The 12666-nt window shown below is 69.7% G+C and carries 12 protein-coding genes; 3 read left to right on the forward strand and 9 right to left on the reverse strand.

Annotated elements, in window-relative coordinates:
* The coding region (locus C3486_RS34650) for a glutamate--cysteine ligase (RefSeq protein WP_258053183.1) at positions 1 to 931 on the reverse strand (931 nt) is incomplete at its 3' end.
* Positions 932 to 1099: 168 nt separating this feature from the next.
* Here C3486_RS34650 and C3486_RS34655 point away from each other — a divergent pair.
* From C3486_RS34655 to C3486_RS37590, 3 genes are all read left to right on the forward strand, one after another.
* Positions 1100 to 2536, forward strand: a complete 1437-nt coding sequence (locus tag C3486_RS34655; RefSeq protein ID WP_103836839.1) for an NAD(P)/FAD-dependent oxidoreductase — start codon at positions 1100 to 1102, stop codon at positions 2534 to 2536.
* Positions 2537 to 2656: 120 nt separating this feature from the next.
* Entirely contained in the window at positions 2657 to 2962 is a 306-nt protein-coding gene (locus C3486_RS34660; RefSeq protein ID WP_146075120.1) for a hypothetical protein, read from the forward strand.
* 305 nt (positions 2963 to 3267) lie between these two features.
* Complete coding sequence (locus C3486_RS37590) at positions 3268 to 3390, forward strand: thioredoxin family protein (RefSeq protein ID WP_181138792.1); 123 nt, start codon at positions 3268 to 3270, stop codon at positions 3388 to 3390.
* An 87-nt stretch (positions 3391 to 3477) separates the two neighbouring features.
* On the opposite strand, the gene C3486_RS34670 is transcribed toward C3486_RS37590, so the two are convergent.
* The 8 genes from C3486_RS34670 to C3486_RS34710 form a co-directional block, all read right to left on the reverse strand.
* On the reverse strand, positions 3478 to 4290 hold the full coding sequence (locus tag C3486_RS34670) for a hypothetical protein (protein WP_103836842.1): 813 nt from the start codon (positions 4288 to 4290) through the stop codon (positions 3478 to 3480).
* Entirely contained in the window at positions 4287 to 5825 is a 1539-nt protein-coding gene (locus C3486_RS34675) for a DUF2589 domain-containing protein (protein ID WP_103836843.1), read from the reverse strand. The genes C3486_RS34670 and C3486_RS34675 overlap by 4 nt, the downstream gene beginning before the upstream one ends.
* The gene (locus C3486_RS34680) at positions 5822 to 6181 is read right to left on the reverse strand and encodes a hypothetical protein (protein WP_103836844.1); all 360 of its coding nucleotides are present in this window, start codon (positions 6179 to 6181) and stop codon (positions 5822 to 5824) included. Before C3486_RS34680 ends, C3486_RS34675 begins: the two co-directional genes overlap by 4 nt.
* A 232-nt stretch (positions 6182 to 6413) precedes the next feature.
* Positions 6414 to 7154, reverse strand: a complete 741-nt coding sequence (locus tag C3486_RS34685; RefSeq protein WP_103836845.1) for a DUF2589 domain-containing protein — start codon at positions 7152 to 7154, stop codon at positions 6414 to 6416.
* A gap of 528 nt (positions 7155 to 7682) precedes the next feature.
* Positions 7683 to 8996 (reverse strand): folylpolyglutamate synthase/dihydrofolate synthase family protein, encoded by a 1314-nt coding sequence (locus C3486_RS34690; RefSeq protein ID WP_258053184.1) that lies wholly within the window; start codon positions 8994 to 8996, stop codon positions 7683 to 7685.
* Between the two features lie 1177 nt (positions 8997 to 10173).
* Positions 10174 to 10950 carry a nucleotidyltransferase family protein gene (locus C3486_RS34700; protein WP_258053185.1) on the reverse strand — a complete coding sequence of 259 codons (777 nt, stop codon included), beginning with the start codon at positions 10948 to 10950 and terminating at the stop codon, positions 10174 to 10176.
* A gap of 235 nt (positions 10951 to 11185) precedes the next feature.
* Positions 11186 to 11494: a Rid family hydrolase gene (locus C3486_RS38880; protein ID WP_103836848.1), complete on the reverse strand. Its 309-nt coding sequence runs from the start codon at positions 11492 to 11494 to the stop codon at positions 11186 to 11188.
* Between the two features lie 136 nt (positions 11495 to 11630).
* The coding region (locus C3486_RS34710; protein ID WP_103836849.1) for a carboxylesterase family protein at positions 11631 to 12666 on the reverse strand (1036 nt) is incomplete at its 5' end.

Raw genomic sequence — 12666 nt, forward strand, 5'->3', positions numbered from 1 at the left:
GCAGTGCCGGCGTGATGGTGTGCAGCAGGTGCTCGACCAGCGTGGTCTGGGCTACCAGGCGTCCGGTGAGCGGGGCGATGCCGTGGCCGGCCAGTCCGTCGCGGGCCGCGCGCCAGCAGGCTGCGCGCAGGATTTCCGGTGCCGGGCGTGGGGCTGGTTCTTTGGCGTGGACGGCGGTGAGGGCGGTGGCGGTGAGGGCGCGGACGGTGGCGGCGAGCAGCAGGGTGTCATCGGGGCTCAGGGCGGCGTCGGCGACGCGGATTTCGATGGTGGGCAGGTGGTGGGAGGGGCGGATGTCCCAGTACAGGCCGCCGCGGTCGATGAGCGTTTCGGTCTCGATGAGGGTGTCGACGAGGTCATCGAAGTGGGCGGGGGATTCGAAGTAGGGGGGCGGGCCGGCGACGGGCCAGCGCCCCCAGGTCGTGGTGCGCCAGCTTGCGTAGCCGGTGTCCCGGCCGTCCTGGAACGGGGAATTCGCGCTCAGGGCGGTCAGGGTCGGCAGCCAGGGGCGCAGGTGGTTGCTGACGTGTACGGCGTCGCGGGGGTCGGGCAGGCCGACGTGGATGTGGCAGGCGCACGCGGTCTGCTCGTCGTCCAGGGCGCGGAAGTGGGCCGCGCTATGGGCATAGCGGGCGCCTGGAGTGATCGGGACAGGGACCGTCTGGCCGAGTACAGGGGTGCCGGTGGAGGCGATGCGCAGGCCGAGGCGGGCAGCGGCGCGGGCGGCCGCCGCTCTCGTGGAACGGATCTGGCCGGCAGCTGCCTTCAGACAGGTGTGCGGGTCGGTGCGCAGCTCGACCTGGTAGCGGGTCAGCTCGGTGCTTGCCCGGTCACCGAGTTCGCCGGCCGCCTCGCCCACCACCTGGGGCCCCTGGGGACTGAGTGTGCGTGTGGCCGGATCGATCACGAGGAGCTCTTCCTCGATGCCCACGGTCAGCGGGACCTGAGCGTGGCCTGATCCCAGGGGGCGGACTGGCGTGAGGGTGTCTGTCGGGGCTGACTCGCCGTGAGGTTCACTGCTCATAGTGATGGCACTGTGTCAGACAGTGCTCCGCTGGGGTGGGGAAACGGTGTTCGTCGACGGTTGAGGGAGCCCGGCATGCGCGAAGAGACCGACGTCCTGGTGGTCGGAGGCGGCCCGGCGGGCGCGACCGCCGCGACCCTCCTGGCCCGCCAGGGCCACCAGGTGCGGGTGCTGGAACGGGAACGGTTCCCGCGCTACCACATCGGAGAGTCCCTGCTCCCGTCCCTGCTGCCCGTGCTGGACGTGCTCGGCGCCCGCGAGGTGATCGAGGCGCACGGTTTCGTCCGCAAGACCGGAGCGTTCTACGGCTGGGGCGGCCAGGAGTGGTCCCTGGACTTCGACCAACCGCACCGACCGGCGGCCTACAGCTTCCAGGTCATCCGTTCCCAGTTCGATCAGCTGCTGCTGGAGCACGCCTGCACACAGGGAGCCGACGTGCGACAAGAGGTCCGCGCGGGACGAATTACGTTCGAAGGCGGCAGCGGCAACGGCCAGGGCCAGCGAGCCGTGGAAGCGACCTGGACCGGCCAGAACGGCACGGAAGGGTGCATCCGCTTCGGCCACCTCGTCGACGCCTCCGGTCGCGCAGGCCTCCTCGCCGCCCGGCAGCTGCGCACCAGACGCGTCCACGACGTCTTCCGCAACGTGGCCACCTGGAGCTACTGGCACGGCGCCGCACCTCTGGCCACCGCGCCCAGCGGCGCGATCGGAGTGTTCTCCCTGCCCGACCACGGATGGCTGTGGGCCATCCCCTTGCACGACGGCACCTTGAGCGTCGGCCTGGTCACCGACAAACGCTCCCTCGCCCACGCCAGGCAAACAGCGGACGGCTCGCTCCAGACCGTCTACGAGGACGCCATCGCCCGCTGCCCGCGCCTGGCCGGCATGCTCACCAACGCTCGCCAGACCGCGCCGCTGAAGACCGAGAGCGACTACTCCTACGTCAGCGACTCCTTCACCGGCCCGGGCTGGTTTCTTGCCGGAGACGCCGCATGCTTCCTCGACCCCCTGCTGTCCACGGGCGTGCACCTGGCCATGTACAGCGGCCTGCTCGCCGCCGCCTCCATCAACAGCGTCCTGCGCGGCGATGTCGACGAAACCGCCGCCCGCGCCTTCTACCAGACCGCCTACCAGCACGCCTACGAACGGCTCCTCATCCTGGTCAGCGCCTTCTACCGCATCCACGACGGCCGCGACCACTACTTCCGCACCGCCCAGCAGCTCAGCCGCCGCGACCAAGAACCCCTACGCCTGCACGAAAGCTTCCTCAACATCATCACCGGCGCGGAAGACCTCCACGACACCCAGACTGACGACGTCGTCGGCACCTTCCTGAACGCCGTGCGCCAACCCGTCAACGGCCGGTTCCCGCAAGGACTCGCGGGCCATGGAACCAGCGACCTTCTCCCCCTGCCCACCACGAGTGCCCAAGCCGCCGCCGGCCTCTACCTCAACCTCCACCCACATCCCCACCTCCGCACGGACAGCGGAACCGGACATCGTCCGGCGTAGTCGGACCGCACCTTGCGGGAGACGGACACGGCTGGAAAGGGCCGTGTTCCGCCGCTGTGGCTCGGGCAGGTATCCGGCGGTCTCTTCAGCCGCCGCAGGGGGTATGCCGTCGTGGAGTCCGTGCCTGCTTCCCTCTCCGTCCGCCGCCTCGGATCCTCCACGGCGATCGAGGTGGAGCTGGCCGAGATGGTCCGCACTCACTACCACAGCGAGCCGATGCTGCGGCTCGCCGGTGAGATCCACTTCGACACTGAGCTGAGCCATGCCGGGGCCCGGGCGGCCGCACGGGTGTACGGCGCGCCGTTGCCGGACTTGGTGTACCTGCCGTGTGCCGGAACCCTGCGCCACGCCGCGCCGCTCCTCGCGGAAGGCGTACGGAAGGCGTACGGAAGGTCGTCGCGGTCGACCTGTCCGAGCCGAGCCTGACCGCCGGACTCGGCCGCAACGTCCCCGCAGGTCTGCGCAGCCACGTCACCCCTGCCCGTCGGCACCGGACCGACGACCACCGAATGGCCGCAGGTCTGGCACGGCGCGGAGGGGGACGTGGAAGTCGTGGACCGGCGCACCTCCGGGCCCCTGGGCACCTCGGGCATGGCGTTGCTGAGCATCCGGTGCGACATCCTGGACCAGCACAGCCGCCGGCCCCTCGCACCGCCGCATACCTACAGCAAGCGTTGGCACTCAAACCCCACCAACGACCCAGGACCAAAGCCGTTCCGGATCAATACAAGGTGGATGTCGACGACCACCAGGACATCGCCGAAGAAGTCGGCATCGAGGCCATGCCGACCTTCACGCTGGTCAAGGAAGGAGCAAGATCGGCGAGATGGTCGGAGCCAACCCTGCGGGCCTGAAGCAGCTGGTCCAGCAGGGCAACGCCCTGTGAGACCAGCGAGGTCCACACCAGCTGCTGGTGTGGACCTGGCTGCCTGCCTGACGGGTCAGACGCGGTCCGGTGTGCCGAGGGAACGGTGGAGTTCCGACACCGTGGCGGCGAGCGCGACCAGGGCGGGTGGAGCTTCCAAGTCCAGGTTCTCAGGATGCGGGGCGCGTGCGACGAGGCGTGGATCGACCGGTGGCCCGCCGGCGCACCACGTGCATACGGCTGCGGCGAGGTCTTCTGAGGCCTGGACCGCCGCGGTGGTGGCCGGGTGGCCGGGCGTCTCGGCCAACAGCCGTTCGGCGCAGCGGTACAGGCTGGGCAGATGTCTCCAGGCAGCGACGGCCTGACGGGCCGGGGCGGAGAACCTGTCGCTGTCGACGCTGGGCGGGGCGGGGACGAGCGCGGCCGCAGCGAGATCTTCGGCGAGGGGCCGAGGGCCCGGACGGGTGCTCAGCCGGATGGTGGCGGTCATGGTCTTGGTGGCGGCCGTCGTCGGGATCGCGAGGTGCAGGACGCCGTCGGCCCCGGGTGGTGCAGGAATGGCCAGGTGCAGGGTGATACGGGCGGACTCTACGCTGTAGAGGGGCCATCCGTGGAGGTCGGCGAGGGCGATGTGCCGGGCGTTGCGCACCGTGCCAGCGGCAGCCGCCATCTGGACGACGGGCTGTGGATGGCCGTCGTCGCCGGCCGTGAGCAGGGTCCGGGCCGCGCTCGCCAGTGCGGCGCCCACCGCGCTGACTTGTCCGTCCAGCACCGCACGGCATGCCTGGGCGAGCAGCGCGGCCAGGGACGCGGACTGTGCAGGGCCCTCCTCCCCTTCCGCGCGCAGCGCGGGCGCCCGACCCGTGTCGGCGTCGTCCGCGGAGGTCATTTGCTCATGTCGAGGTGGGCCACCGGGTGGCTTCCGGTGTCGATGAGATGTCCCCAGAATTTGTCGGCGTGCCTGTCCCATGTCCGAGCGAGGGGGTGCAAAACGCTCCCACTGAATCCAGTGGAAACTCTCGTTTTCGGGCGGACCCTGACGATTTCCGCGTTGAAGTCTTCGAGTAGTTGACTGATTTTCTGCATCTGTTGCTCTGTGGCGGGCTGTCCAGCCTCCCAAGCGGGCCTGATGAGAGGAAGTGCTGATTGGGCGTATCCGACGGCACCGCGCAGGATGTCCCGGGCGATTTTCCTCGACTTATCATGAAGCCAGTAAAGCTGGAGATTGCATTCCGCCTCCAGTTCGTTGGCGACGCGGAAGTCGACCGGTACCGTGCGGGGTGCCAGCGCGTCCCACACCGCCTCGGCAGCTGCGGCCAGATCGTTCTGCTTGGCCTGCGAGTCGGACCATGGTGCGGACGGGGTCCACATCATCCGGATCTCCGCCGCGGTCGTGTTGTAGCGATCCAGAGTTCCGGCGACGGCTTCCGGCTGTTTGTACTGGCGGGCGATGCAGCCTTGCGCGACGGCCCCTTCGAGTTGCTCCAGCTTCCCAAGCAGATCTGTCAGGCTCGGCACAGCGGCAGCGAGTGCAGTACGGGCGGCCACGAACCGGTCGCGCAGCTGTTCCACGGTGGGCGGTCCGAATCCGGCGACCGGCACGCCCGGCAGGAGCGCATTCCACACGTCCCTGGCGGCCGCGATGAACACCCGCCGCAGCCCTGCCATGGTCTCCGGCTCGGTGTGCCGGTCGATCCAGGCCAGCTTCTGGCACTGGGTGTTCCACCTTTGGTGGAGCGGGGGAATCTTCTCCGGCAGCCCGTCGCGGAAGGCACTCACTGCGTCCGTGACGGCCTCCTTCAACTCCCACAGCTGCTGCAGCCACTCCCGAACCCCCACGCCTCTCCCGTGGGAGCCATCCTGGGCGACGGTGTCGATCAACGCGATGGCGGCCGCGCGGAATGACTCTGCCCGGTCCAGGACCTGGTACCAGATGCTGTCACGGTCGCTGACCGCCGCGTCCAGCAACTGGGACAGCCGGCTGCTGCCCAGCAGATCGCGCTGCTTGAGGGTGGATTCGATGGTCATGACGGCGTTCTTGTCCCTCTGGTGGACAATCCGCCCCTTCAGCTTGGGCGTGGTCTTCTCCGCCGCCGGCGCGGGGGCATCGGCCGGCCCGGTTTCGATGTCCTGGCTGATCAGGTGCAGGCTCATATTGATCTTGGCGGTGTCGATGCTGATGGATGGCGGGTTGATCAGCGACAGCAGCGGCAAGGTGGCGTGCACGGTGCGCACCTGCGGGCCGTCTTCCGTGGCCTCGGTGTGCTGGTAGGCGAAGCGGAACGGCTTTGCGGTGCCGTTCTTCTCGAATCCGAGGTCCTTGACCAGTTCGATCGCTTCGCGCGCGGCCAGTCCCTGCCCATGGACCACAGCCTCGTACGCCGCGCCGAGCAACGCGCTGACCGGGACGTCGTCGTCACTCATCGCTGGTCCCCCGCAGCTCCTGCGGGGACGATGTGATAGCGGCCGTTGACCTCGAGCCGCTCCACAGGCCGGTTGCTAACGGTGAACCTGACCTCGTGCACGTGCTTGGCATCGGCGAGGGTCTGCTGGTCGACAGAGATACGGACGCCTTCCGCGATCTGGCCGGAAGCGGGAGCAGACGGAGCGACCTGATCGGCTACGAAGGAGACGGTGAAGGAAACGTCGTCAATGGCCATCTGCGGCTGGATTCCCACACAGTCGCTGTCCGGCTCCTGGGCCGCGCGCACCGCCTGGTCGGCGTCGGCCACGGCCTGCTGCAGACTCTGCAAAAGCCCACGCATCGTCAACTCGCTCATTATGTGTCCTAGGTTGGATAATTTCCGGCTCGCATCCCTCATTGTGGCGGTGGCGATGACCATCGTCTCCCCTGGAAATCGTGAGCCATCCGAACGGGGGAATGTGAGGAGCGGGCCGGGCATGGCAGACGAACCCTCATCTGCGGTTGGGGCGCTACTGGGGCCGAGACGGATGCAGCGCCGCCCCCGAATGTCCGGAGACGAACGGATGAGGATTCGATTTCGGGTTCCGTCAGCTACCCTTCTTTTCCTGGACGGTGGCGGTGACGGCATTGTCGGTCAGCATCGTCAGGATCTTCTCCATGCCGCCCGGCATCGGTCCCTGCTGGGCCTCCACATGGACCGACATCGACGCACTCCGACTGACGGTGTCGCTACTCGAACTGCTTGAGCTGTAGCTGGCCTTGACTGAAGCCGAGATGCCCCAGAAACCGCCACTCGCCGATGCCTCGCCTCCGACGTCCTGTTTCTTCTCCTGCTTCGAGACCGAGTCGATCTTCACATTGAAGTCGAGGGTCACTTTGGAGAGCTGCAGGTAGGGGACCGGCACCACCGCGAGAAGAGGCACCGACACATTCGTTACTACCTTCTTTCCGTCGGCCCTAGCCTTTTCCGTGGGCTCCGAGGTGTAGGTGAAGTCCACCATCCTGGCGTGCTTTTCTTGGTCGAATCCGACGCTGTTGATGAACCGCGCGGTCTCGTTCGCGGCCATCGCGCTGGACCGGATGGCCCCCTGGAGCGGCCCGCCGATGATCTGCTCGAACGGCAGGGACAATTCCGCCCCCAGGTCGACCGAGGGGGCCGGAGGGTTCGGGTCACCCGCCGTCGGGCCACCCGGCACGCCCGGGACGTCCGGGAGGGACGGTCCGGAACCCGCGCCGCCGGACCCGCCCGCCGCCGGCTTCCTGGCTGGCGCCTTCGCCGCCGCCGGCGTCTTCTTCCTCGTCGGACTCGTCTTCTTCGCCTCCGCCATCAGCTACTCCCTCAACCAGGTACTGGATCTTGAAGCGATCCTCTGCCGCTCCCCTTCCTCCTCCCTCCCGACACGCCAGAGCCCACCGAAAGTCGTACAGGCGCGCATCAGGGCGAACGGGTCACCGGAATAGGAGGCCGCAGCGAGGGCGGGAATGCGGGCGAGAGCACGCGCGGGCCGGCTGACGGCCCAACGTACCTGCCCAGCGACAGAAGCCAGGTTCTCGCGAACACCGCGTCGGCCGACGCTGCAACGGCAGACCACCCCAGGCCGAGCGCCCGCCACAGCCGCCCCCAGCCTGCTTCTGGCCGTACGCGTCGGCGTCATGCTGCTCGGTGCTCACGCGGTGCCTCCCACGTCCGTCCGGGTGCGGTTGGCGACCCAGTCCGGATCGCCTACGGGCGTCGGCGCCTCCCCCGTCAGATTGATGGTGTCCATGAATCCGGGGGAGGGCCCGGTGCGCGGCCTTGCCCTCCTGTGACCGGGTGACCTGGTCGTGAAGCTCCCCGGCCTCGTCCAGCACGTTGGTCAACCGGGCGGGAGCTGGAACAGTTCACGGACACGGCCAATAAGGAGGGGCGTTCCGAGAACCGTGACGAGGCCGCCGGTCCCGACGAGTTCGCAGGCGTGGCGGACGGCGTCGGCGGTCTCCTGCCGTACGTACAGTTCTCGGCGCGTCGCCAAGGCGGTGCGCATCTCGTCCGGGGCTGCTTCGTTGGGGTGCCCGACCCGGGTCAGTACTACCGGCCAGTCAGGGGGCAGCGGCTCAAGCATGGTCGCCACATTCTTGTACCGGAGGGTCCCGAAGACGAGGGCGGTGCGCTCAGCGGCGCGGGATTCGCGCAGGATTTCCGGGGCCACGGTGGCTGCGCCCTGGTGGTTGGAGGCAATGTCGAGCAGCACGCGGCCGGTCCAGGAGCCGAGGCGGGCCGGTGCCAGCAGTTCCAGGCGGCCGGGCCAGCGGGTCGCGGCAAGTCCGGCGCGCAGAGCCTCCTCCGAGATGCCACGGAGCACTCCTTGTTCGACCAGCGCGTCGATGCCGGCGACGGCAAGCGCCAGATTGTGATGCTGGTGTTCTCCGCGGAGCGGGCAGGGCAATTCGCGGTGGACGGCATGTGGGGTGACGACGTCCAGCACGGTGCGGCCGTCGCGGGCCGTCCGGGGCCGGTAGCGGACTTCCTGGTGGATGCGCCAGACGGTCAGCTCCGTATGGTTGCTGAGGACGTCGTCCATGGCCTTGGCCGCCTCCTCCGGCAACTCGCCGAGCACGACATGGTCGCCGTCTCGCACAATGCCTGCCTTGTTCCGTGCGATCTCGCCCAGGGTGTTTCCCAGCAGATGCTCGTGGTCCAGCCCCACACCCGTAATGACCTTTACGCCTGGAGAGAAGCAGTTGACCGCGGCGCGCTGGCCCCCGATGTTCGCCTCCATGACGGCCAAGTCCACATCCGAGCGGGCGAAATGAACCGCGGCTGCGGCTGCGTGCACGGCTCCTGCATTGACCGCGAGGCCCGTCCTTCTGAGAGTGTCGTCGACCTTCGCGAAGGCGCGATGACATGCGGTGGGAGAGATGGGCACTCCGTTGATGCGGATGCGTTCGGTGACCCGCTGAAGGTGCGGGCTGGGCATACTTCCGATCCGCAGCCCGGTCGCGGCCAACGCCGAGACGGCGAACGCGCACGTCGAACCCTTGCCGTTGGTGCCGACGACGGTCATGCCACGCAGGCTGCGTTCCGGGGAACCGAGGGCTTCGAGAAGCTGGGGCAGCATACTGGCGCCCGCTCCGCTGAACTGGTACCGGTCGAAGATCTCTTGACAGGCAAGGTCTTCCTTCGTAGCCAACTGGGCCACCTCGCAGACGGGTTGGTGGGGGAGGGGGATGGGCGTGTGCTCACGGAGTCTTGTCGACCGACGTGTGAGGCCAGGCAGGGCCAGGCGCGAGCCACCGCTCCGCAAGCGTCGCCGTCGGTGAGTACTCCACCGGCATCCGGCTTGTGCCGCAAGGCAAGGGCACGGGTCGGCCGGGACCTCGGTCAGTGGCCAGGGGACAGCCCGAGGCCCCCAGGTGCGGTTGCAGTGCTGAGCGAGCCGGGTCAGGCGCTCGGCCACGGCGCGCCGTGCGGGGAGGGGAAAGGTATGCGGGTTGCCGGTGACGATCTAAGAGGGCGATGTGGTCCGCTCCCGCCTCCAGGCGGGCCAGGACACACCGCGCGACAACGTCGGCCGATCCCCGCACCACCAGGGAGTCGACGAAGCGATCACTTCCGCCGTCGGCGAGATCGTTCCGGGTGAACCCGCTCGCCGGCCAAGTCCGGGTGAACTCGCTCGCCAGCCAGGTCCGCACGTCGTTGGGCTTCGTGAGGCAGGGAGCGATCGCCCGCCGCGCCGTGGCACGGGCCGTGACCGGGGCGGTGTCCACCACGGACGTCTGCACCGGCGCGGGGAGCGGGTCGGCCCCCGGCGCAGCGCGTGCCCGGGCGGTGTGGGACGGCGGGACGAGGTAGGGCTGCACCCCAGCGGCCCGGTCGGCGGCGTGCTGGGTCATCGGGGGCCGATGCGCGCCCAGGAACCGCGCGGCTTTCGGCAGGGGACCGGCGGACGCGTCCAGCGCGTCGAGGTGGGCGGCCATCGCCGCGTAGGGGCGCTGGCAGGCCGCGGCGATCTCCGCGTGACCGACGGCAAGGCCCACCAGCGTCCGTCGGCGATACGGAGCGGCAAGCCCGTGGTGGGCGGCAGCGAGCCGGCCGGGCGGAAGGCGCCAAAGGGAAACGCGGGAGGAGGCGACGATCGCGTGCCGGGTTGCCGAGGGGGCGAGGATCGCGTGCCGGGTCGCCGTGAGGAGGGTGAGGCTGCTGTGCAGGTGCCCGCTCAGGTTACCGCCGGGCACACAGCCCAGCCACAACGTGCCGTGGCCGAGCTCCTCCAGTTCGCAAGCCGCCGCCCGCGCTCGGCCGGGCTCACCATGAGTGAACGCAGTGCTCCCCACCCCGATCGGCGACACACCCATACCGCCCCCTCCTCAGCGTTCACCTGCCCATGGGCTGCCTTGACGGTCACTCAGCCGCAGCCTGACGGGAGCCCGTCGGTCGGCGAGATCACCTTCCAGCCTGATCACGTCCGCCGGGGTGTTCACCGCTTGCCAGGGCGCGTCGATCGGGTAACCCGCCAGCTGACGGGCGCCGACCAGACGGGGCAGTGTGCTGTCGGCGTGGTCTCCCTCCTCAGGGAGGAGAGAGGCCACACACCAGGCGAACAGGTACACACCGGCGTTCACCCGGTCCGGCCCCGGTGTGGCCGGGGCGAGGTCCGTCACCCGGCCCAGCTCGTCGTAGGCCACCGCGCTGCCGGGCAGGCCGGGACCAGCGAGCGCCACGGTCGCTGCGACACCACCGCGCAGATGATGGGCACGCATCCCGCACAGGCAGAAGCACGTCCAGATATCCCCATAGAGGGCGAACCATGGCTCGCCCGGATACGGCAGGGCCCGCGCGGCCCTGCGCAGCCCACCGCCGCGCCCCAGCGGCCGTTTCTCGACCACCGTCGCGGTCAGTGGCGGCGACGGACGGGAGTCGAGGTACGAGACGATCACCTCGGCCAGATGTCCCGCGGACACCACGACACGTTCGATTCCGCAGCCAGCGAGCCAGTCGAGCTGATGCTGCAGGATCGGCACCCCATGGACCTCCACCATTGCCTTGGGCCGCTCACGGGTCAGCGGCAGGAGCCGACTGCCCGTTCCGCCCGCCAGGATGACGGCCTGCCGCGCGGGCAGCAGGCCGCCTCGCCCACAGACCAGAGGTGGCGTGTCCGCCGTGGCGGGCCCGCCCCGCCAGTGCACGCACTGAGGAGCGTCGGGCGATGGGCCGGATCGAAGCATGTTCTCGTAGATACCCGTCCCGCCGGGACGAAACCGGGTGTAAAACAATCTTCGCGCGGCCCGCCCACTGCTCGTCGGGCCCGTCGCGCGAGTGCCAGTGGCGCCCTGCGGGGCTGACCGCCCGCGCCCGCGGCGCTCGCCCGCTCCAGACCAACTACTGGTCGCCGGGGGCCTGGCCGGCGTGGCCCCTGAGGACGCGAGGACGCGTTCGCCAGCGACCGGATGGCCAGCGCCGGTAGGTGCTACCCTGCCCGCCCGCCCACACGCTCAACTCGCGGTTCATCTCGGCCAGGTGAGCGGGGTCGGTGAGGTACACGCGGAGCATCACGACGTCCCAGGCCCGCGCTGCCCGCCTTGAGCACGGCGGTGACGTTGCGCACGTCTGTGCGGTCTGCTCGGCGACCGTGGTGCCGATGACCTCGCCCGTGTCCCGGTCGAGCGGGAGCCGCCCGGAGACCTGCAGGACGGGGTGCCTTGCGCATGCCCTGGGGCAGCGGTGCTGTCAGGGCGGGGGCGTTCTCCGTGGTGGTGACGGTTCTGGTCATGGTGTTCCCATGGTGTTCCTTGAAGGGGCAGGCAGGCAAAACACCTACGAGGGGTCAGCCCCAGACCTGTCGTTCCTGGCTGCGAGGGTCGTCGACCTGGGTCCACTCGGCGTCGATGCGCATGGTGGACCTGCGCTCGGTGTCGTACGGGTCCCAGCCGGGGTTGCCGGTCCTGGCGAACCGGACCCAGGTCTCGTGCATGCGGGCGGCGAGTTCCGCGGGGGGCTTCTCGGGGCCGAGCAGGGCGGCGGGGCCGTGCAGCTGGGGGAGGTGCGCGAGATCGAAGACGAAGGGCAGCTCGACCGCGTGGGTGGCGCCGAGCTGTCCGTCGAGGGCGTGGGAGCGCCAGGCGAACTCGTAGGCGAAGGTGGCGGACTCGGGATGGGCGGCGTGTGCGTCGGCCAGGGCCCAGCTGCCTGCGCCGAACAGCGCGTCGCCCATGACGGCGGACCGCAGCTCGCCGAAGGACGCCTCGGGGCGGGCCTCCCGGTACGTCTCGACGAGCCGCGCCGGCGTCGGGTGCGAGCGCGCCGCCGCGTCGTCGACGTCCCCGGCGGTCGAGGTGGCGTACTTGCCCACGGGGACCAGGTAGAGGTTGCCCTCCTCGGTGTTGGTCCCGATGAGCAGGTCGATGCCGGCGCTCAGACCGGCGGCGACGGATTCGGCGGGCTGGGTGTCGAGGACGAGGCTGAAGGGGCTGAGTCCGATCAGCGGGTCGCGGTGCGCGTCGGTGTGCAGGTCGATGCCCGCGAGCCGGGAGGCGGCCGCGACCAGGCGCTCGTCGGAGATGTCCGCGAAGGCGCCGGCATGGGGCTCGACGCCCAGGGCCGCGGCGGCTGCCGTGGTGACGCGGGCGGCCTGTTCGGTGGTGAACGCCCCCAGGCCGCTGCCGCTTTGGACGATCGCCCGGCGGAAGAGCCCCGTGGCTTCGGGGGCGGCGAGGACGCCGCCGACGATGGTCGCCCCGGCCGACTGGCCGAAGAGGGTGACGTTGTGCGGGTCACCGCCGAAGGCGGCGATGTTCTCCCGTACCCAGCGCAGCGCGGCGACCACGTCGAGCAGGCCGCGGTTGGCGGGTGCCCCGGGGATG

Source organism: Streptomyces sp. Ru73 (assembly GCF_002920575.1).
Classification (GTDB): domain Bacteria; phylum Actinomycetota; class Actinomycetes; order Streptomycetales; family Streptomycetaceae; genus Streptomyces.

Excerpts from the sequence above, each read along its gene's own strand:
- C3486_RS34655 (WP_103836839.1), top strand. The coding sequence starts at position 1,100 with ATGCGCGAAGAGACCGACGTCCTGGTGGTCGGAGGCGGCCCGGCGGGC.
- C3486_RS34670 (WP_103836842.1), bottom strand. The coding sequence starts at position 4,290 with ATGACCTCCGCGGACGACGCCGACACGGGTCGGGCGCCCGCGCTGCGC.
- C3486_RS34675 (WP_103836843.1), bottom strand. The coding sequence starts at position 5,825 with ATGAGTGACGACGACGTCCCGGTCAGCGCGTTGCTCGGCGCGGCGTAC.
- C3486_RS34680 (WP_103836844.1), bottom strand. The coding sequence starts at position 6,181 with ATGAGCGAGTTGACGATGCGTGGGCTTTTGCAGAGTCTGCAGCAGGCC.
- C3486_RS34685 (WP_103836845.1), bottom strand. The coding sequence starts at position 7,154 with ATGGCGGAGGCGAAGAAGACGAGTCCGACGAGGAAGAAGACGCCGGCG.